20 protein-coding genes are annotated in these 20,273 nt (G+C 70.4%); 8 read left to right on the forward strand and 12 right to left on the reverse strand.

Features of this window, described 5'->3' with window-relative positions:
- The first annotated feature begins 20 nt into the window (after positions 1–20).
- The gene (locus OG746_RS01705; protein ID WP_266710983.1) at positions 21–593 is read left to right on the forward strand and encodes an ATP-binding protein; all 573 of its coding nucleotides are present in this window, start codon (positions 21–23) and stop codon (positions 591–593) included.
- A 102-nt stretch (positions 594–695) separates the two neighbouring features.
- Here OG746_RS01705 and OG746_RS01710 read toward each other — a convergent pair whose 3' ends face one another.
- The 5 genes from OG746_RS01710 to hutU form a co-directional block, all read right to left on the reverse strand.
- Positions 696–854: an Lsr2 family DNA-binding protein gene (locus tag OG746_RS01710; RefSeq protein ID WP_266710984.1), complete on the reverse strand. Its 159-nt coding sequence runs from the start codon at positions 852–854 to the stop codon at positions 696–698.
- 33 nt (positions 855–887) lie between these two features.
- The gene (gene hutI, locus OG746_RS01715; protein ID WP_266710985.1) at positions 888–2,060 is read right to left on the reverse strand and encodes an imidazolonepropionase; all 1,173 of its coding nucleotides are present in this window, start codon (positions 2,058–2,060) and stop codon (positions 888–890) included.
- Positions 2,061–2,197: 137 nt separating this feature from the next.
- Entirely contained in the window at positions 2,198–3,541 is a 1,344-nt protein-coding gene (locus tag OG746_RS01720) for a formimidoylglutamate deiminase (RefSeq protein WP_266710986.1), read from the reverse strand.
- Positions 3,538–4,749 (reverse strand): allantoate amidohydrolase, encoded by a 1,212-nt coding sequence (locus tag OG746_RS01725; RefSeq protein ID WP_266718652.1) that lies wholly within the window; start codon positions 4,747–4,749, stop codon positions 3,538–3,540. Before OG746_RS01725 ends, OG746_RS01720 begins: the two co-directional genes overlap by 4 nt.
- A gap of 143 nt (positions 4,750–4,892) precedes the next feature.
- Complete coding sequence (gene hutU / locus OG746_RS01730) at positions 4,893–6,557, reverse strand: urocanate hydratase (RefSeq protein WP_266710987.1); 1,665 nt, start codon at positions 6,555–6,557, stop codon at positions 4,893–4,895.
- A gap of 144 nt (positions 6,558–6,701) precedes the next feature.
- Here hutU and OG746_RS01735 point away from each other — a divergent pair, with 144 nt between their 5' ends.
- The 5 genes from OG746_RS01735 (at position 6,702) to OG746_RS01755 (ending at position 10,367) form a co-directional block, all read left to right on the forward strand.
- Positions 6,702–8,039 (forward strand): APC family permease, encoded by a 1,338-nt coding sequence (locus OG746_RS01735; RefSeq protein ID WP_266710988.1) that lies wholly within the window; start codon positions 6,702–6,704, stop codon positions 8,037–8,039.
- 190 nt (positions 8,040–8,229) lie between these two features.
- Positions 8,230–8,643 carry a hypothetical protein gene (locus OG746_RS01740; RefSeq protein ID WP_266710989.1) on the forward strand — a complete coding sequence of 138 codons (414 nt, stop codon included), beginning with the start codon at positions 8,230–8,232 and terminating at the stop codon, positions 8,641–8,643.
- The gene (locus OG746_RS01745; RefSeq protein WP_266710990.1) at positions 8,640–9,398 is read left to right on the forward strand and encodes a DUF4388 domain-containing protein; all 759 of its coding nucleotides are present in this window, start codon (positions 8,640–8,642) and stop codon (positions 9,396–9,398) included. Before OG746_RS01740 ends, OG746_RS01745 begins: the two co-directional genes overlap by 4 nt.
- A 44-nt stretch (positions 9,399–9,442) precedes the next feature.
- Positions 9,443–9,949 carry a roadblock/LC7 domain-containing protein gene (locus OG746_RS01750; protein ID WP_266710991.1) on the forward strand — a complete coding sequence of 169 codons (507 nt, stop codon included), beginning with the start codon at positions 9,443–9,445 and terminating at the stop codon, positions 9,947–9,949.
- Between the two features lie 43 nt (positions 9,950–9,992).
- Positions 9,993–10,367, forward strand: coding sequence for a roadblock/LC7 domain-containing protein (locus tag OG746_RS01755; RefSeq protein ID WP_266710992.1), 375 nt, complete (start codon positions 9,993–9,995; stop codon positions 10,365–10,367).
- A gap of 93 nt (positions 10,368–10,460) precedes the next feature.
- Here the strand turns inward: OG746_RS01755 and OG746_RS01760 are convergent, their stop codons facing one another.
- Genes OG746_RS01760 through OG746_RS01785 form a run of 6 tightly spaced genes read right to left on the reverse strand, consistent with a single transcriptional unit; the run spans position 10,461 to position 15,747 of the window.
- Positions 10,461–10,892, reverse strand: a complete 432-nt coding sequence (locus tag OG746_RS01760; RefSeq protein WP_266710993.1) for a hypothetical protein — start codon at positions 10,890–10,892, stop codon at positions 10,461–10,463.
- An 11-nt stretch (positions 10,893–10,903) separates the two neighbouring features.
- Positions 10,904–12,316 (reverse strand): purine-cytosine permease family protein, encoded by a 1,413-nt coding sequence (locus OG746_RS01765; RefSeq protein ID WP_266710994.1) that lies wholly within the window; start codon positions 12,314–12,316, stop codon positions 10,904–10,906.
- Between the two features lie 12 nt (positions 12,317–12,328).
- Complete coding sequence (locus tag OG746_RS01770; RefSeq protein ID WP_266710995.1) at positions 12,329–13,273, reverse strand: ABC transporter substrate-binding protein; 945 nt, start codon at positions 13,271–13,273, stop codon at positions 12,329–12,331.
- A gap of 11 nt (positions 13,274–13,284) precedes the next feature.
- On the reverse strand, positions 13,285–13,962 hold the full coding sequence (locus OG746_RS01775) for an ABC transporter permease (protein WP_266710997.1): 678 nt from the start codon (positions 13,960–13,962) through the stop codon (positions 13,285–13,287).
- 7 nt (positions 13,963–13,969) lie between these two features.
- Entirely contained in the window at positions 13,970–14,626 is a 657-nt protein-coding gene (locus OG746_RS01780; RefSeq protein WP_266710999.1) for an ABC transporter permease, read from the reverse strand.
- Positions 14,623–15,747: an ABC transporter ATP-binding protein gene (locus OG746_RS01785; protein WP_266711000.1), complete on the reverse strand. Its 1,125-nt coding sequence runs from the start codon at positions 15,745–15,747 to the stop codon at positions 14,623–14,625. Before OG746_RS01785 ends, OG746_RS01780 begins: the two co-directional genes overlap by 4 nt.
- A 179-nt stretch (positions 15,748–15,926) precedes the next feature.
- Between OG746_RS01785 and OG746_RS01790 the strand changes: the two genes are divergently transcribed.
- Together OG746_RS01790 and OG746_RS01795 are read left to right on the forward strand one after the other, a co-directional pair.
- Positions 15,927–17,390, forward strand: a complete 1,464-nt coding sequence (locus tag OG746_RS01790) for an aromatic amino acid ammonia-lyase (protein ID WP_266711001.1) — start codon at positions 15,927–15,929, stop codon at positions 17,388–17,390.
- Positions 17,391–17,489: 99 nt separating this feature from the next.
- On the forward strand, positions 17,490–18,371 hold the full coding sequence (locus OG746_RS01795) for a MurR/RpiR family transcriptional regulator (protein ID WP_266711002.1): 882 nt from the start codon (positions 17,490–17,492) through the stop codon (positions 18,369–18,371).
- A gap of 365 nt (positions 18,372–18,736) precedes the next feature.
- On the opposite strand, the gene OG746_RS01800 is transcribed toward OG746_RS01795, so the two are convergent.
- Positions 18,737–20,128: a cystathionine beta-synthase gene (locus OG746_RS01800; protein ID WP_266711003.1), complete on the reverse strand. Its 1,392-nt coding sequence runs from the start codon at positions 20,126–20,128 to the stop codon at positions 18,737–18,739.
- Positions 20,129–20,273: the final 145 nt, after the last annotated feature.

A 20,273-nucleotide genomic window follows, 5' to 3' on the forward strand; every position in this document is an offset into this window, starting at 1 on the left:
CGGTCACGCACTGTGAGCGTATGAAGACGCAATCTCCACCCGAAGTCGTCATCCAACTCCGGGCAGATCCCGAGCAGTTCTCGGACGTACGGCGAACGGTCGCCACGTACCTAGGGGCCTGGGGGCACCTCGCCCTCGTCGACGCGGCGCAGCTCTGCGTGACGGAAATACTGGCGAACGTGCACCGGCACGTGGCGGTCCCCGAGTGCGAGGTGCGGCTGCGAGTGCTGCCGGAGGCGGAGGGCGGCGCGGTGCAGGTGTCGGTGGCCGACCGCTCGCCTGTGCTCCCGGTGCTGTGCACCGAGCCCGACTGGGGAGCCGAGTCGGGACGGGGGATGTTCCTGATCGCGGCGGCGGCCGACCTGTGGGGCACCATGCCGACACGGGACGGGAAGCTGGTGTGGGCACGCCTTGCGGGGAAATGGTGCGAGCAGCGCGTCATCGAAGACGCGGTGCGCACGGGAACGGTGGATCCCGACAATGCCGCGACCGCGTACGGCCTCGGGGACTGGCAGCCGCTGCCGGCTCGGCCGGAGGCTCCGGCCGAGCTCTCCGAGGTGCTTCGTCAGATGCGCGGGGAAGAGGAGCGGTGAACTACCTCGGCGGCAAGGGTGCGAGACGGGCCTGGCGACCGCCGGACCGTTGCGCGGCGAGGTAGCGGTTGTTGTCGTCGACCCGTTCGACGCGTTCGGTACTCACTGCGACTCGTCGTAGGCCTCGCGGATGTTCCGGGGGACGCGGCCTCGGTCGTGGAGGACGATGCCGTTTTCACGGGCCCAGCGGTGCAGGGCGTCCTCCACCGGAGGCTCGGCCGGTTCTTCCACGCCGTCACCGGCTTCGATTTCGGGATCCATCGGTTCCCCCAGTCCGCAGTTGGTCGGGAACCCCTAGACGCGATTCCCCGCCCGCCACACCTCCGAGACCAGCGGCACACCCGGCCGGTACGCGAAGTGGACGTGGCTCGGGGCGTTCAGGAATGTGAGGTCGGCGCGGGCGCCCTGGGAGAGGTGGCCTACGTCTGTGCGGCGGAGGGCCTTGGCGCCGCCTGCCGTGGCCGACCAGAGGGCCTCGTCGGGGGTCATGCCCATGTCGCGTACGGCGAGGGCGATGCAGAAGGGGACCGAGGACGTGAAGGACGAGCCCGGGTTGCAGTCCGTGGAGAGCGCGACCGTTGCGCCCGCGTCCAGGAGGCGGCGGGCGTTCGGCCACTCGGCGCGGGTCGAGAACTCGGCGCCCGGGAGGAGTGTCGCCACCGTGTTGCCGTTTGCCAGGGCGTCCACGTCGGCGTCCGTGAGGTGTGTGCAGTGGTCGGCCGATGCCGCGTCCAGTTCCACCGCGAGTTGGACGCCGGGGCCGTAGCTGAGCTGGTTCGCGTGGATGCGGGGGAGCAGGCCCTTGGCCTTGCCCGCCGTCAGGATTGCCCTTGCCTGGTCGCCGTCGAAGGCGCCCTTTTCGCAGAAGACGTCGACCCAGCGGGCGTGGGGGGCGCAGGCGTTGAGCATTTCGCCCGTCACCAATTCCACGTATGCGGCGGGGTCGTCCGCGTAGTCCGGGGAGACGATGTGGGCGCCCAGGTAGGTGACTTCGTCCGTGTGGGCTGCTGCGATGCGGAGGGCGCGTTCCTCGTCGGCTGTCGTCAGGCCGTAGCCGGACTTTGTTTCGAATGTTGTCGTGCCCTGGCGGAGGGCCTCGGTGAGGTGGTGCTTGAGGTTCGTCTCCAGGGCTTCGTCCGTTGCGGCGCGCGTTGCCGCGACTGTCGTGCGGATGCCGCCTGCGGAGTAGCTCTGGCCCGACATGCGGGCGTTGAATTCGGCGGTGCGGTCGCCTGCGAAGACGAGGTGGGAGTGGGAGTCGACGAAGCCGGGGATGACGGCGCGGCCGGCGGCGTCGTGGGCCTCGTCCGTGGCCGGGGCCTTGGCCGTCGGGCCCGCCCAGGCGATCTTGTCGTTCTCGATGACGAGGGCGGCGTTGTGGATTTGGCCGAGGGGGCCTTCGCCCAGGTCGGGGTTGTTTGTGACCAGGGTGCCGATGTTGGTGATGGTCGTGGTGGTGGTCGTCATGGTTCCTCTCCGTGGGTGGTGGGGTGTCTTTCCCCCACCCCGCCCCTTCCCGAAAGTCCTGCCGGACGGGCCGCCTCAATCGCCGGCGGGGCTTGATAGATCAAGCCCCGCCGGCGATTGGGCGGAGCCCCGGGGCGTTAGTTGTGTAGGGCCGCGATGGATGTCGTCAGGGCTTCTGCCACGTTGCCGACCAGAACGTGTTCGCCGTCGCGGACCACCACGCGGCCGGACGACACCACGTCCGTCACGTCGGCGGCTGTCGCTGCGAAGACTGCCGTTTCCGTGCCGAAGCGGGGTTCGGGGCCCGCCGTGCGGACGGAGTTCAGTGTCACCGTGACCAGGTCGGCCCGCGCGCCCGGTTCGATGGCGCCCGCGTCGTCCCAGCCGAGGGACGCGTGGCCGTCGGCGGAGGCCGCGCGGAGCAGCGCCGCCGCCGTCCAGTGGCCGCGGGTCCGGGAGCGCAGGCGCTCGTTCAGCTCCATCGCGCGCGCCTCCTCGAAGAGGTCGATCACCGCGTGGCTGTCGGAGCCCAGCGACAAGGGTGAACCCGCCTGCTGGAGCTGTACCGCCGGGCCGATGCCGTCCGCCAGGTCCCGTTCCGTCGTCGGGCACATGCACGTGCCCGTGGACGAGCCGCCGAGCAGGGCGATGTCCGTGTCCGTGAGGTGGGTGTTGTGGACGCCGACGGTCCGTGCGCCCAATACCCCGTGATCCGACAGGAGTTGGGTTGGTGTGCAGCCGTGTGCTGCCTGGCATGCGTCGTTCTCCGCTGTCTGTTCGGAGAGGTGGACATGGAGTGGGGCGCTGCGGGCCGACGCCCAGTTCGCGACCGTTGGCAGTTGGGCTGCCGGGACCGCCCGTACCGAGTGGATCGCCGCGCCGATCCGCACCCCCGGCCGCTCCTTCAGCAGTGACGCCCGTTCCGCCCACGCCTCCGCCGTGCCGTCACTGAAGCGCTGCTGGTGGTGGTCCGGGGCCTTGCCGAAGCCTGAGGAGACGTACGCCGTGTCGAGGAGGGTGATGCGGATGCCCGCCTCGTCCGCCGCCGCGATCAGCGCCTCGCCCATCGCGTTCGGGTCCGCGTACGGGGTGCCGCCGGGGGCGTGGTGGAGGTAGTGGAATTCACCGACCGCCGTGATGCCGGCCAGTGCCATCTCCGCGTAGACCGCCCGCGCGAGTGCGTGGTACGTGTCCGGCGTCAGGCGGTCCGCCACCGAGTACATGACCTCGCGCCACGTCCAGAACGTCCCGGACCCGACCTGGACCGTCGAGCGGAGCGCCCGGTGGAAGGCGTGGCTGTGGGCGTTGGCGAGGCCGGGGAGGGTCAGGCCGCGCAGGGCCGTCGCGCCGGGCGGGGGCGCGCCGACCCCCGTGCGGACCGCCGTGAAGCGGCCCTCGTCCGACACGTCCACCGCCACGCCCGGCTCGACATGCGTGCCGAGCCAGGCGTGTTCCAACCAGTACGTCGTCGTCTGCGTCACGTGCAGGCCAGTCCTTCCAGTACGTCGGCCAGTGCGCGTACCCCTTCCAGGCAGTCGTCCTCGGCCGCGGACTCGGCCGGGGAGTGCGAGACGCCCGTCGGGTTGCGCACGAACAGCATGGCGGTGGGGATCGACTGGGCGAGGATTCCCGCGTCGTGTCCCGCTCCCGTTCCGAGGACGGGGATTCTCAGATCCGCTGCCGAGTCCTTCGTGCCCAGGATGCGGGCCAGCTCGTCGCGGAGCGCGTCGTCGAACTCGACGACCGGCGTGAACGACTCGCGGGTCAGCGATACGTCGATGCCGTGCGCCTCCGCGTACTCGCGGGCCGCCTTCTCGACCCCGGTGACCGTCGCGTCCAGGGACTCCTGGTCGGCGGCGCGGGAGTCGAGCCAGCCGCGTACGAGGGAGGGGATGGCGTTGACGCCGTTCGGCTCGACCGAGATCTTGCCGAAGGTCGCTACTGAGCCTGCCAGTTGGGCCTCGCGGCGGGCCGCCAGGACCGTCTCCGCGTAGGACAGCATCGGGTCCCGGCGGTCGACCAGGCGGGTCGTGCCCGCGTGGTTGGCCTCGCCGCGGAAGTCGAAGCGCCAGCGGCCGTGCGGCCAGATGGAGCTTGCGATGCCGATGGCGTCGCCGGACAGGTCCAGGGCGCGGCCCTGTTCCACGTGGAGTTCGATGAACGCGCCGATACGGTCCAGGCGTTCGCGGTCCGCGCCGATCGCGTCCGGGTCGTGGCCCGCCCGCTCCATGGCCTGCGGGAGGGTGATTCCGTCGGCGTCCGTGAGCTTGTGGGCCGCCTCGGGGGTGAGGACGCCTGCGGTGAGGCGGGAGCCGACGCAGGCGAGGCCGAAGCGGGCGCCTTCCTCGTCGCCGAAGTTGGTGATGGCGAGGGGTCTGGTGAACTCCGCTCCCCTGCGGCGGAGTTCGTCCAGGGCGGCGAAGGAGGAGACGACGCCGAGGGGGCCGTCGAAGGCGCCGCCGTCCGGGACGGAGTCCAGGTGTGAGCCTGTGACGACGGCGTCGCCGGCCTCCGGGTCGCCGAGCCAGGCCCACTGGTTGCCGTTGCGGTCCAGTTCGTAGGTCAGGCCGCGGGATTCGGCCTGGGCCTTGAACCATGCGCGGCAGTCGGTGTCGGCGGCCGTCCAGGCGAATCGGCGGTAGCCGCCGGAGTCGGCGTTGCGACCGATCGGCTGCAAGTCGCGCCACATCTCCAGGAAGGAAGGAGAATTCCCCACCCCGCCCCTTCCCGAAAGTCCTGCCGGACGGGCCTCCTCAAACGCCGGAGGGGCTGAAATACCAGCCCGTCCGGCGTTTGAGGACGAACTGGGGGCGGAGCCCCCAGGTGCGGAAGTCACTCGCCCTCGCCCTCCCGCATCGGTACCCGAACGCCGCGCTCCGCCGCGACCTCCGCCGCGTGGTCGTAACCCGCGTCGACGTGGCGGATGACGCCCATCGCCGGGTCGTTCGTGAGGACGCGTTCGACCTTCTGGGCAGCGAGGTCCGTGCCGTCCGCGACGCAGACCTGGCCCGCGTGGATGGAGCGGCCCATGCCGACACCGCCGCCGTGGTGGAGGGAGACCCAGGTGGCGCCGGAGGAGGTGTTGACCAGGGCGTTCAGGAGCGGCCAGTCGGCGATCGCGTCGGAGCCGTCCTTCATGGCCTCCGTCTCGCGGTAGGGAGAGGCGACCGAGCCCGAGTCGAGGTGGTCGCGGCCGATGGCGACCGGGGCCGAGAGTTCGCCGGACGCGACCATCTCGTTGAACTTGAGGCCCGCCAGGTGGCGTTCGCCGTAGCCGAGCCAGCAGATGCGCGCCGGGAGGCCCTCGAAGGCGATGCGCTCGGCGGCCATGTCGAGCCAGCGGTGCAGGTGCTTGTTCTCGGGGAACAGCTCCTTGATGGCCTTGTCGGTGGCCTCGATGTCCTTCGGGTCGCCGGACAGCGCGGCCCAGCGGAACGGGCCGAGGCCCTCCTCGAAGAGGGGACGGATGTGCGCGGGCACGAAGCCGGGGAAGGCGAAGGCGCGGTCGTAGCCGGCCTTGCGGGCCTCGTCGCGGATCGAGTTGCCGTAGTCGAAGACCTCGGCGCCCGCGTCCAGGAAGCCGACCATGGCCTCGACGTGCAGGCGCATCGACTGGCGGGCCTTGTCGGTGAAGCCGGCCGGGTCCGCCTCGCGCTCCTTGTCCCAGTCCTCGACGGAGATGCCGACGGGCAGGTAGGCGAGCGGGTCGTGGGCGGACGTCTGGTCCGTCACGATGTCGATCGGGGCGCCGCGGCGCAGCAGCTCAGGGAAGACCTCGGCGGCGTTGCCGACGACGCCGATGGACACGCCGCGGCGCTCGTCGCGGGCCTGCACGGCCAGTTCGAGGGCGTGGTCGAGGTTGTCGGCCTTGACGTCCAGGTAGCGGGTGCCGATGCGGCGGTCGATGCGCGTCTCGTCGACGTCGACGCAGATCGCGACGCCCTCGTTCATCGTGATGGCGAGGGGCTGGGCGCCGCCCATGCCGCCGACACCGGCGGTGAGCGTGATGGTCCCGGCGAGCGTGCCGTCGAACTTCTTGCGGGCGACCGCGCCGAAGGTCTCGTAGGTGCCCTGGACGATGCCCTGCGAGCCGATGTAGATCCACGAGCCGGCCGTCATCTGGCCGTACATCATGAGGCCTTCGGCCTCCAGCTTGCGGAACTCCTCCCAATTGGCCCAGTCGCCCACGAGGTTGGAGTTCGCGAGCAGCACCCGCGGCGCCCACTCGCTGGTGCGCAGCACGCCGACCGGCTTGCCGGACTGGACGAGGAGGGTCTCGTCCGACTTCAGCGTCTTCAGCGTGCGCACGATCGCGTCGTACGCCTCCCAGGACCGGGCCGCCTTTCCGGTGCCGCCGTAGACGACGAGCTTGTCGGGGTGCTCGGCAACCTCGCCGTCGAGGTTGTTCATGAGCATCCGCAGCGCACCCTCCTGCTGCCACCCCAGGGTGTTGAGCTCGGTGCCGCGCGGGGCTCGTACGGGGCGGGGTCCTGACATCGGCGGCCTCCTGGAGTGCGTGTCAATCAGCTGTTCAGCCTTCTATTCACATCCTGGCGACATGAATAGGTCTAGTCAAGAGGTGCTCGGGGGAATCCCTACCTCCTACGCGGACAACCACCTACGCACCTCGCGGGAGGTCCAGTGACATCTGCGACAGCCGACACCCCACTGCACCGGGCGATCGGGCCGAAACTGCTGATCCTGTTCGTGGTCGGGGACATCCTCGGCACCGGGATCTACGCGACCACGGGCAAGGTCGCGGGGAAGGTCGGCGGCGCGCTGTGGCTGCCGTTCGTCATCGGGTTCGTCGTGGCGCTGCTCACCGCCGCCTCGTACGCCGAACTCGTCGGCAAGTACCCGAAGGCGGCGGGCGCGGCGCTCTACGCGCAGAAGGCGTTCAAGGTCCCGTTCCTGACCTTCATCATCGCGTTCATGGTGATGTGCTCGGGGCTCTCGTCCGCGAGCGCCGCCGCCCGCGCGTTCAGCGGTGACTACCTCGGCGAGCTGACGAGCAACGCGCTGCCGCCCACCCTGGTCGCCATCCTGTTCGTGCTCGCGCTCGCCGCGCTGAACCTGCGGGGCGTAGCTGAGTCGGTGAAGGCGAACGTCGTGCTGACCCTGGTCGAGGTGACCGGGCTCGCCATCATCCTCGCCATCGGCGCGTACGCCGTCCTGACCGGTGAGGGGGAGCCCTCCCGGCTGGCCGACATCGACACGGGCGGCACCGGATTCGCCCTGATGACAGGGGTGTTGGGGGCGACCGCGCTGGGCTTCTTCGCGTTCGTCGGGTTCGAGGACTCGGTGAACATGGCCGAGGAGACCAAGGACCCGGCCCGCACCTTCCCGCGCGCCCTCTTCATCGGCGTCACCGTGACCGGCACCATCTATGTGCTCGTCGCGCTCGTGTCCTCGCTGCTCGTCGACCACAAGGTGCTGGAAGCGTCGAGCGGGCCGCTGCTGGAAGTGGTGAAGGCCGGCGGCGTCGACTTCCCGCACAAGCTCTTCGCGCTGATCGCCCTGTTCGCCGTCACCAACTCGGCGCTCATCAACATCATGATGGCCTCGCGGCTCTGCTACGGGATGGCCAACGAGCGCATCCTGCCGAGCGCGATGGGCCGCGTGCTGCCCAAGCGGCGCACGCCCGTCGTGGGCATCGTCTTCGTGTCGCTGCTCGCGGTCGGGCTCGTGTCGACCGGGGAGATCGAGGGGCTCGGCGACACAACGTCGTTCCTGCTGCTGTGCGTGTTCGCCGTGGTCAACGTGGCCGTGCTCGTGCTGCGCAAGGACCCGGTCGACCACCGGCACTTCCGTACGCCGACGGTCCTTCCGGTGCTCGGCGCGGTCACCTCGCTGATCCTCGCCAGTCCGCTCGCCGACCGGCCCGCCGAGGTCTACATCCGGGCGGGCGTGCTCATCGCCATCGGGATCGCACTGTGGGCCGTCAACAGGGTGGTGATGAAGACGCACGGGGAGGAGTAGGGGCTCAGAAGCGCACCCGAGGCGCCTGAATCCGCCAACCCCCAGGGTCAGTTGGCGGATTCTAGCCGCCCCACGCATGTTCCACCGGGAAATGCCAGAAGCCTCACCTGGTCTCCGTACCGTGCGTAGCTTCGTCGTCACACGTGTACGAGTTGTGCACAAAGTGGCGATCCGGTGGGGAGGTTCAGGGGTGCCCGGAATCGACGAATGCCTCCTGGAGGTCATGCGGCTTCCAGGAGCACGTGGCGCCTCCGTCGTCGACTGGACCAGCGGACTCGCCCTCGGCACGGTCGGCGACACACGCAACGGGGACCACGAGGCGGACGCCGCCGAGTCCGCCGAACTGGCCCGGATCGCCGCCGAGCACCGCGCCTTCGCCCCCGCCGACGGCAGCGACTGGACGCAGGGCTCCGCAAGTGACAAGGCGCCCCCCGTCGAGGACGTCATCGTCACCAACCGAGACAGCTATCACGTGCTGCGCTTCGTGCGCACCACCTTCGACAGCAGCGTCTTCATCCACCTCTGGCTGAACCGGGACGAGGGCAACCTCGCGCTCGCCCGGCTCCGGCTCACCGACATAGCCGACCGGATGGTCCTGGGATGAGCGTCGACGTCCGTACGGGCGTCTCGCCGATGCTCAGCCGGCTCGCCGACGAGCAGGCCACCGGCGCCCTGATCCGCGAGCACGGCACGCTCTACCTGGAGGACGGCCGGGTCGTGCACGCCGAATCGCCCTCGACCCCCGGCATGGACGTGCTGCTCACCAGGGGCGGCGCGGTGCAGGCCGAGGGCTGGTCGGAGGCCGTGGACCGGGCGGGCGCGCGGCAGCGGGTCGGCCGCTACCTCGTCGAGCAGGGCCGGCTCTCCGACGGGGCGCTCGAACTGTGCCATCTGGGCGCCCTGTTCGACGCCGCGTACTTCACACTCGCCCCGAGCAGCGGGCCGACCCGGTTCCGGTACGGCGTCTCGCACTGGTTCGGGACCGTGCGCCCGGTGCTGGTTTCGGCGGTCCAGCGCGAGACGCTGCGCCGCCGCGACCTGCTCCAGCGGATCTGGCCCGAGCCGGACACGGACACGGCGCCGCTCAACCGGATCATCCGGCACGGCGAGGTGTGCGTACCGCCGCGCAGACGCAACGTCCTCGACCTCGTCGACGGCGCGCGCACGGCCTCCCAGATCGCGCTCACCCTGGGCAGGCCCGCCTTCCACACCCTTGTCGACCTGCGGCGCCTCGCCGCGTGCGGACTGGTGACCCCGGTCTTCGCGCCGGCTCCGCCCACGTTGCCCGAGCAGGCCGTCGTCGAGGACCCCGACGTTGCCCTGTTGCGGCGGCTGCGCGCCGGTCTGGAGGCCCTGTGAAACGCCTGCTGCGTTCCTCCCGAACCCCAGAAAGGAGACTTCCGATGGCCGACCAGGGCGAGCTCCTCGCCGAACTGCAGCGGTTGAGAGTCCGCGTACCCCAGGTCACGGGGGCCCTCGTCGCCAGCGTCGACGGCCTGGTGCTCGCCCATGACGCCCCGGGCGTCGAACCGGAGGGCGTCGCCGCGCTCACCGCCACCGCGCTCGGTGTCACCCAGCGTCTCTCCGACGCCACCGAGCAGGGCGCCTTCCGCGAACTCCTGGTGCGCGGCGCCGCCGGTTACGTCGCCACGTACGCGGCCGGGGACACCGCCGTCCTCACGCTCCTCGCGGAGGACCGGGTCAACGTCGGCCGGCTGCATCTCGAGGGACGTCGCTCCAGCACCCGCATCGGTGAACTCACCGCTCCCCCGGAGGAGGAAGCGCCGCCCGAGCCGACCCCCCGCGTCCGCGGCAGGGCCCGTGCCCGCACGGCATCCACCACCACGACGACCGAGACCGGACTCCCTGTCCGGCCGCCCACCAACGTGCCGACCCAGCCCATGCGTTGACCACCGGCACGCCCGCAAAGAACGCATGAAAGGACCCAGCATCATGGCCAACACCGAGACCGCCCTCAAGGACGCCCTCGCCTCCATCGAAGGCGCCACCGCCGCGGCCCTCGTCGACTACACCAGCGGCATGGCCCTCGGCACCATCGGCGGCTCCAAGAGCTTCGACCTGGAGGTCGCGGCCGCCGGCAACACCGACGTGGTCCGCTCCAAGCTGCGCACCATGGAGCAGTTGGGACTCAAGGAGGGCATCGAGGACATCCTCATCACCCTCGGCAGCCAGTACCACCTGATCCGCCTGATCAAGGGGCGTGGTGGCAACGGTCTGTTCCTGTACCTGGTGCTCGACAAGTCCCGCGCGAACCTCGCGATGGCCCGCCATCAGCTGAAGAAGATCGAGGGCGAGCTGGAGGTCTGAGCGCAGCACGTGAGGGGCGCCGCGCCGGATCCACCGGCGCGGCGCCCCTCACGTCACCTCAAAGTCCGCGCAGGCCTCCACGGGCCCACCCGGCTACCCCTCCCAGTCGGACTCCTCGCGATCCCGGCGCTCGCGGCGCCGGACGGGCCCCCACCGCACCGCGTGCAGCGCGTTCACACCGACGATCCCGCCCCAGGCCACGAAGAGCCCGGCCAGTCCGGCGTTGACCACGGCGATCGCGGACAGCGGGATGGCGAGGACGAGCGAGACCACGGCGAAGCCGAAGCGCTCGCCCCAGTTCTCCGCGCCGGTGTCGCGGGCCCCGCGGGCCACGCTGACCCGGTGCTCGGCCAGCTGTCGTCGCACCCTGCGGTCGACGACGGAGTCGAGCCGCTGCTCGACTTTTTCGAGGAAGGAGTCGACGAGCGCCGGCTCGTAGTCGTCGCCCAGCTCCCTGCGTGCGTGCAGGGTGGCGTCGAGTTCCTTCTTGAGTTCGGCGTCGCTTGCGCGTTCGCGGGCTTCCATACCGCTCGACGTTACGGAGCGGTGGCCCCCACCGCAGTAGGGCTATCCCCCGTCTTCTCAGTGGGCCACTCCCCCGCATTGCGCCGGGCGAGCAGCCAGTACAGGACGGCCGGGACGACGAGCCCCACGATCCACGACACGTCCGCCCCGCCCAGCGGCCCGACGAGCGGGCCCGTGTAGAAGGCGGTGGCCAGGAACGGCAGCTGGGCGAGCAGCCCGATCCCGTAGACCACGAGCGCGTCCCAACGCCAGGCGCCGTAGCGGCCGTTGGGGTCGGAGAGGGCCGGGAGGTCGTAGCGCTCGCGCGAGATCAGGTAGTAGTCGACCAGGTTGATCGCGGACCACGGCGTGAAGAACGTCAGCAGGAACAGCAGGAAGTCCTTGAACGAGGTCAGGAAGCTGTCCTTGCCCGCGAGGGCGACCACCGTGCCCGCGACCATGATGATCCCGATGTAGACCGCCCGGCCGCGCTGCGAAAGCACCCGCTGGCCGCGGAATCCGCTGATGCCGGTGACCATCGACATGAAGCCGCCGTACGTGTTGAGCACGTTGACGGTGAGCTTGCCGAGCGCGATCACGAAGTAGAAGAACGAGGCGGCGAGCCCCGCCCCGCCGAGCGACACGACGTATCCGACCTGGTTGTCGATGAACTTCTCGCCCGCGCTCGCCGCGACCAGCACCCCGAATGCCATGGACCACTGCGAGCCCAGCGCGGAGCCCGCGAGCGTCCACCAGAACGTGGCCTTGCCGCTGGTCGTACGCGGCAGATAGCGCGAGTAGTCGGCGACGTAGGGGCCGAAGGCGAGCTGCCACGAGGCCGACAGGGAGACGGCGAGCAGGAACATCGGCATCGAGAAGTGCGCGTCGGACAGCAGCGCGCCGACGTCGGCCCGGTCGAAGAGCCGCACGCCCAGGTAGACGAAGGCGAGCGCGCACACCACGCTCGCCACCCGCCCGAGGACGTGGATGACGCGGTAGCCGACCGTCGCCACGATCCCCGTGACGAGCGCGAAGACGATGATGCCCGTCGTGTCGTTGGTGTGCGTCAGCTGCGCGGTGGCCTGCCCGGCGAGCACGGTGCCGCTCGCGAAGAACCCGACGTACATCAGGACGACGAGGAGCAGCGGGACGACGGCGCCCTTCACCCCGAACTGGGCCCTGGACTGGATCATCTGGGGCAGCCCGAGCTTCGGGCCCTGCGCCGAGTGCAGCGCCATGACGGCGCCGCCGAGCAGATTGCCGAGCACGAGCCCGATCAGCGACCAGACCACGTCGCCGCCGAAGACGACGGCGAGCCCGCCGGTGACGACGGCCGTGATGTGGAGGTTGGCGCCGAGCCAGAGGGTGAACTGGTTGAACGCGCTGCCGTGCCGTTCGCTGTCCGGCACGACGTCGATGGAGTGCTTCTCCACTACCGCTGCCATCCGATGGCCTCCCTACTTCTTGCTGATCCCGTGCCGGCGCGCGTAGTCGTTCGCGACGTCCTCGGGGTCCTTCTTGTCCTTGTCCACGAGCCGGTTGAGCTCGGTGAGGTCCTCGGTCGTCAGCACGTTGCCCAGGCGGGCCAGGGCCTTGCGGACGGTCGAGTCGGCCTTGCGGTCGGCGATCAGCGGGACGACGTGCTGACCGGGGACCAGGTTCTTGGGGTCGGTGAGGACGACCCAGTCGTTGGCGGCGATGTCGGTGTCGGTGGTGAAGAGGTTGGCGACATCGACGTCGCCGTTCTTCAGCGCGCCCTTCACCAACGGGCCCGAGGAATCAAGGGACTTGAACTCCTTGAACTCGACTCCGTAGACGTCCTTGAGCCCGACGGACCCCACCTGCCGCTTCTTGACCTCCGGGGCGGCGCCGATGACGAGCTTCCCGTTGTGGTTCGCGAGGTCGGCGAGCGACTTGAGCTTGTACTTCTTCGCGGTCTCGCGGGTCACCACGAACGCGTCCGAGTCCTCGGCCAGCCCGTACGGCAGGATCTGCAGGCCGGTCGGGAGCACCATGGCGAGCGCGTTCTGCATCTCGCCCTCCTCGGTGGCCTTCGCCTTCTTGTCGAGGTAGTGCAGGAGGGCGCCCTGGTACTCGGGCAGCAGGTCGATGTCGCCGCCCTTGAGGGCGGGGATGAGGATCTCGCGGGTACCGAGGTTCGGCCGCACGCTCGTCTTCACACCGGCGGCGTCGAGCGCGGCCGCGTACAGGTAGCCGAGCACCTGGTTCTCGGTGAAGTTGGCGGTGCCGATGGTGACACCCTTCTTGCTGGAGCCGCCGCCCGAGAGCGAACCCCCTTGCTGGTCGAGCGAGGTGATGCCGCTGGAGCAGGCGGACAGGGCCGGGACGGAGGCCGCGGCTGCCAGGCCGCCCAGGAGGGCACGTCGGTTGAGATTGCGCATCTTGCTTGCTCCTAGGCGGACTTGAGAGTGGCGGGGCGGTTGCGGAAGAGGAGGCGCTGGAGCCCGGAGAGGGCCAGGTCGAGCACGACGGCCACGACCGCGACGAGCACGGCCCCGCCGAGCACCTGCACCAGGTCGCGCTGGGCGAGCCCGTCGAAGACGTAGCGGCCGAGCCCGCCGAAGGACACGTACGCGGCGATGGTGGCGGTGGCGACGACCTGGATGAGCGCGAGTCGGAGCCCCGTCATGATGAGCGGCATCGCGAGCGGCAACTCGACCTGGAAAAGCACCTGGTGGGCCTTCATGCCCTGCCCGCGCGCGGCATCCCGCACCTCGGGATCGACGGCGGTCATCCCGGCGTACGTATTGGTGACGATGGACGGCACCGCGAGCGCGACGAGCGCGATGTAGACGGGCCACATCGAGAGCCCGCTCGCGAGGAACACGAGCACGACCAGGCCCACGGTCGGCAGGGCCCGCCCGAAGGACGACAGGTTGATGGCGACGAAGGCGCCCCGCCCGGTGTGCCCGATGAGCAGCCCGACCGGCAGAGCGATCACGGCGGCGACGAGGGTGGCGAGCAGCGAGTACTGGAGGTGCTCGGCGACGCGCGTCGCGATGCCGTCGCTCCCCGCCCACTGCTCCCCGCCGACCAGCCAGGCCCCGAGGTTCTTGAAGAGTTCGAACATGGCGGGTTCAGGCCTTCCGGGTCCGAGTACGGGTACGGGCCCACGGAGTGAGCAGCCGCTGGGCGCCGACGAGCAGCGCGTCCGCGACGAGCGCGAGCAGCAGGGTGAGGACGACGCCGACGATCACGGGGGTCGGGAAGTTCCGCTGGAACCCATCGGTGAACAGCTGACCGAGCCCGCCGTCCCCGATGTACGTCGCCACGGACACGAGCGAGATGGCCATCACGGTGGCGATCCGCACGCCCGCCATGATCACGGGCAGCGCGAGCGGCAGCTCGACGGTGAGCAGCGTCCGCATCGGCCGCGTCCCCATCGCCTTCGCCGCCTCCTTCGTCTTCGCGGGCACGGAGTCGAGCCCCTCGACGGTGTTCCGCAGGAGGACGACGAGCGTGTAGATCGTCAGGCCGATGACGGTGGTGGTGCGGGTGAGCCCGGAGATGGGCAGCAGCAGCACGAAGACCGCGATGGACGGGATGGTGAACAGCACGTTCGACATCCCGAGCAGAAACCCGCGCAACGGCCGCACCCGGTGCGCGACGACGGCCAGCGGCAACGAAATGACCAGCCCGAACAGCACGGCGCTGAGGGCGGCTTGGAGGTGGGAGAGGGTGAGGGTGGCGAGATCGGACTGATGCGACCCGATCCAGGACCAGTCGATGGTCACGCGACGCCTCCGGCCGGCTCGGCACAATCAAGCCCCGCTTGTGTACGAGAGCCAGCGGGGTCCGGGGCAGAGCCCCGAGACGTCCCGCCGGACTGGGCCGCACTGTGCGCCTGCCCGGACCGCTCATGGACGTCGTCCCGCGAGCTGACACCCGTAAACACACCGTCCGCGTCCACCCGGGCCACGAAACCGCCCGGCGCCGCGATCGACTCGTTCAGCGCCGACAGGAGGGAGTCCGTGTCCCGCAGGGGGCGTATGGGCAGCTCCGCGCCCGTCCCCTCGTCACGCCAGAGCAACGGCTTACGCGCCGTGTCGAGGACCAGTTCCCAGCCGGTGTCCGCGGGGTACTCGCCCTGCCCGACGCCCGCGAGCGTGGTCAGCGACAACAACTTCAACCCACGCTCGGCCCCGAGGAAGTCCGCCACGAACTCATCCGCCGGCCGCGCCAACAGCTCCTCCGGCGGCGCACACTGCACGAGGTGCCCGCCCTCACGGAACACGGCTATTCGGTCCCCGAGCCGCACCGCCTCGTCGATGTCATGCGTGACGAAGACGATCGTCTTGCTCAACTCGGTCTGCAGCCGCAGCAGTTCATCCTGAAGCTGGGTACGCACGACGGGGTCGACGGCTCCGAACGGCTCGTCCATGAGCAGCACCGGCGGATCCGCGGCCAGCGCCCTCGCGACACCCACCCGCTGCTGCTGCCCACCGGACAGCTGATGCGGATACCGCTTCCCCATCTCGGCGGAGAGCCCCACTCGCTCAAGAAGCTCACCGGCCGCGGCCCGCGCCTTCTTCCGCCCCCAGCCGAGCAGCAGCGGCACCGTGGCGACGTTGTCGAGCACGGTGCGGTGCGGGAAGAGCCCCGCCTGCTGAATGACGTAACCAATGGATCGCCGCAGCTCAGCGGCGTCCTGCTCCAGGACGTCGCGCCCGCCGACCCGAATGGTGCCGGACGAGGGCTCGACCATACGATTGATCATCCGGAGGCTGGTCGTCTTGCCGCAGCCCGACGAGCCGACGAAGACGGTCACACCCCCTTCCGGCATGTCGAGCGAGAGATCATGCACCGCTGTCGTGCCGTTCGGGAACCGCTTGTGGACCGCGTCGAACTGGATCATGGAGCGCCTCTGGAGTCCTCTTGCCCGTCCTGCATATCGTCATGCAGAGTTCTCGGTACGTGAATAACTTGTCAATGCCCCCGCGTAAATCGCAGGTAAATCCCCGTACCGGGGACCGAACTATGAGACGCGGACGCCCGTTTCGGGGCATTTGAACACTGATCAAGGGGGAACAGCGCATGGTGTCACAGCCGGTCGTCGTGCTCGACGGCCACGGCCTCCCGGTCGCCGACGTGGTCCGCCTCGCCCATGCGAGCGCCCGTCCGGTCCCCGGCACGGACGCCATGAAGCGCGTGGACCGGTCCTGGAACGCGGCGCGGGAGATCGCCGCGTGGGGCAGGGTCTACGGCCGCTCCACCGGCGTCGGCGCCAACCGCAGCGAGGACGTGCCCACCGAGGCCGCCGCCGACCACGGCCTGCGCCTGCTGCGCAGCCACGCGGGCGCGATCGGCGACGAGCTGCCCGAGCGCGAGGTGCGCGCGATGCTCGCGGTCCGCGCGAACCAGCTCCTGGCCGGCGGCGCGGGCCTGCGCCCCACGGTCGTCACGGCGCTCTGCGAAGCCCTGGAGGCGGGCGCGTACCCGGCGGTCAACGAGCACGGCTCGGTCGGCACCGGCGACATCGCGCCCCTGTCCCAGATGGGCCTGGCCCTCGCCGGCGAGCACCCGTGGCGCGGCAAGGGCACCCCGCCCAAGCCGCAGCCCCTCGACAACAACGACGCCCTGGCCCTGATCTCCTCCAACGCACTCACCCTCGGCCAGGCGGCCCTCGCCCTGCACGAGATGCGCGACCTGCTGGCGGCGACGAACCTGGTGGCGGCCCTGAGCCTGCTCGCGGTCGACGGTTCCTACGAGGCGTACGCCCTGCCCGTGCACGAGTCGCGCCGCCACAGGGGCAGCTTCGACGTGGCGGCCCGGATGCGCGAGATCCTCGGCGCCGACGACCACCCGACGCCCCCGCTCGGCCGGATCCAGGACCCGTACGGCTTCCGCTGCGTGCCGCAGATCCACGGTCCGGCGCAGGACGCGGCGGACGCCCTGGAGGACGTCCTCACGGTCGAGATCAACGCGGCGGCGGAGAACCCCCTGATCTCGTACACGGAGATGGCGGCCTACCACCACGGCGGCTTCTACATGGCCCAACTCGCCCTGGCCCTCGACCACTTCCGGCTCGCGGTCAGCCAGGTGGCCCGCCTCTCCACGTCCCGCCTCTCCACCCTCAACGAACCGAACTTCACCCGCCTTCGCCCGTTCCTCGCGGACGGCGAACCGGCGTCGTCCGGCGTGATGATCCTGGAGTACGCGGCCGGTGGCGCCCTCGCCGACCTGCGCGCCTTCTCGGCCCCCGCCTCGCTCGGCCACGCCGTGCTCTCCCGCGGCGTCGAGGAGCAGGCCAGCTTCGCCTCGCTGGCGGCCCGTCAGGCCCTGCGCGCGTGCGCGGCGTTCCGGCAGGTCGTGGGCTGCGAACTGGTCGCGGCGGTGCGGGCGTTGAGGCTGCGCGACCTGCACCCGGACGTGGAGCTTCCGGTGGGGCGGGCGTTCGAGCTGGCGTTGCAGGACCTGCCGGCGGAGATCGCGGACCGGCCGCTGACGGAGGACGTGGCGCGCGCGGCACAGCTCCTGGGCCGCTTCGTGACCCCCTAGCCCCACCCCCCTTCATCAGCCCACACCCCTAGCCCCCACCCCTCCACTTTGAATAGAATCATGCACAATTCGGCACCCTTGAATGGACCGGCGGGAGACATGAGCGAGCGCACGGACAGCACACGGAGCGGGTCGGACAACGACGCGGGGGCGCAGGGCCCCTCCGCCCGCCTCCAGAGCCTCTTCGAGGGGCACCGCCTCACCCCCACCCAGCGCCGCATCGCGCACTGCATGGTGCGGCGCGCGGCCGAGGTGCCGTTCCTGTCGTCCGTGGAGCTGGCCGAGCTCGCGGGCGTGAGCCAGCCCTCCGTGACCCGGTTCGCGGTCGCGCTCGGCTTCGACGGCTACCCGGCGCTGCGCAAGCACCTGCGCGAGACGGCGCCCTCCGGACCGGCCACCGCCACCAAGGCCAACGAGTACCAGCAGGCCGTGGAAGCCGAGATCGCCAACCTCCGGCACCTCGCCGAACTGCTCGCCGACCCGGAGCCGGTCGAACGGGCAGGCAGGATCCTCGCCGCCTCACCGACGCTGCTCGTCCTGGGGCTGCGCGCGGCCGCGTCCCAGGCGTTCGGCTTCGCGTACTTCGCCGCGAAGGTCCACCCCGACGTACGCCTCCTCGACGAGGGCGGCACCATGCTCGCCGACCGCATCGACGCGGCCGTCCGCGCGGGCGCCAAGACCCTGCTCTGCTTCGCGCTCCCCCGCCACCCGCGCGAGGTCGTCGACACCCTCGCGTACGCGAAGGAGGCGGGCCTGACCGTCGTCACGGTCGCCGACTCCGCCTTCGCCCCCGTCGCCCGCCACTCCGACCTGCTGCTGCCCGCGGCGGTCGGCACGGGCCTCGCCTTCGACACGGCGTGCTCGCCGATGCTGCTCGGCCGGGTGCTGCTTGAGGCGATGTGCGACGAGCTGCCGCAGGCACAGGCGCGACTCGAGGAGTTCGACGTACGGGCGGCGGAGCGCGGCCTCTTCGTCGAGTGACGGTCGATTCCCGTGGACGGTCAACACCCGTACGGGAGAAGTGAGTTGCGCGGGGACCGCCGCACCCCCGTGTGACGGGGGGCGGGACGACGGCGGTCCCCGCGAAGGGCGTGCACCGGGTCAGGCCGGGTGCGCGCCCAGGGCGTCCGTGGAGGTCCGGGAGCCGCTCCGGAGGTTCCTTTGACGCCGCTCGGTGTCGGGTGGGGCGGGGAGCCGCTCCCGCCCCTTCCGACATCCACCAATCTGCCGGACCCGTGTTAAGCCGGTGCTGCGCGCACGTGTCGCGCTCGTACCGTTTTCGCGAACCCGGGAAAGCGACGTACGAAACGGCCCCCGAAACGGCCCCCGAAGCAGCCCGAATCGGCCTACTTCGCCGCGTCCTTGGCCAGGAACGACAACAGGTCCTGACGGCTCACCACACCCGTCGGCCTGCCCTCGACCAGCACGATCGCCGCGTCGGCCGCACCGAGCACACTCATCAGGTCCGCCACCGGCTCCCCCGAGCCGACCTGCGGCAGCGGCGCCGACATGTGCTTCTCCAACGGGTCGTGCAGGGACGCCCGCTGGGCGAACAGCGCGTCGAGCAGCTCCCGCTCCACGACGGACCCGATGACCTCGGCGGCCATCACGTCCGGGTGCCCCGCGCCCGGCTTCACGATCGGCATCTGCGAGACCCCGTACTCGCGCAGCACCTCGATGGCCTGACCGACCGTCTCCTCCGGGTGCATATGGACGAGCGAGGGCAGCGCGCCGCCCTCCTTGTCCTTCAGCACGTCGCCGACGCGGGCGCTGGGCCCGGAGTCCTCGAGGAAGCCGTAGTCCGCCATCCAGTCGTCGTTGAAGATCTTCGAGAGGTATCCGCGCCCGCTGTCCGGCAACAGCACGACCACGATGTCGTCGGGACCGAGCCCCTCCGCGACCCGCAGCGCCGCCATCACGGCCATCCCGCAGGAGCCGCCCACGAGGAGCCCCTCCTCCTTGGCGAGGCGCCGCGTCATCTGGAACGAGTCCTTGTCGGACACCGCGACGATCTCGTCGGCGACCTCACGGTCGTAGGCGGTCGGCCAGAAGTCCTCGCCCACGCCCTCGACGAGGTACGGGCGCCCGGAGCCACCGGAGTAGACGGACCCCTCGGGGTCGGCCCCGATGACCTTGACCCGCCCCTCGCTCGCGTCCTTCAGATAGCGCCCGGTCCCGGAAATGGTGCCGCCGGTGCCGACGCCCGTGACGAAATGGGTGATCCGCCCGTCCGTCTGCTCCCACAGCTCGGGCCCGGTGGAGTGGTAGTGCGACTCGGGGTTGTGCGGGTTGCTGTACTGGTCCGGCTTCCAGGCGCCGGGCGTCTCGCGTACGAGCCTGTCCGAGACGTTGTAGTACGAATCCGGGTGCTCGGGGTCCACCGCCGTGGGGCAGACCACGACCTCGGCGCCGTACGCGCGCAGCACATTGATCTTGTCCGTGGAGACCTTGTCAGGGCAGACGAAAATGCACTTGTAGCCCTTCTGCTGGGCCACCATGGCGAGGCCGACGCCGGTGTTTCCGCTGGTCGGCTCGACGATGGTGCCCCCTGGCTCCAGCTCCCCGCTCCGCTCCGCCGCCTCGATCATGCGCAGCGCGATGCGGTCCTTCACGCTGCCGCCGGGGTTGAAGTACTCGACCTTGGCCAGGACGGTCGCCCGCAGCCCTTCGGTCACCTTGTTGAGCCTCACCAGCGGGGTGTTGCCGACGAGGTCGATCATCGATTCGTGGATGCGCACCGTGGTCTCCGGGTTCTCCTCCGTAATGGTGCCGCCAGGGTAAGGCGCACACCATGGACCATGGGGCTTCATCCGGCGTTGCGATTGGCCGACAGGGATAACGGGGCAAGGAGTCCTTGTAGCCGTAAAAGAGTCGCAGAGGCAG

The sequence above is a fragment of the Streptomyces sp. NBC_01016 genome (assembly GCF_026341035.1).
Lineage (GTDB): Bacteria > Actinomycetota > Actinomycetes > Streptomycetales > Streptomycetaceae > Streptomyces.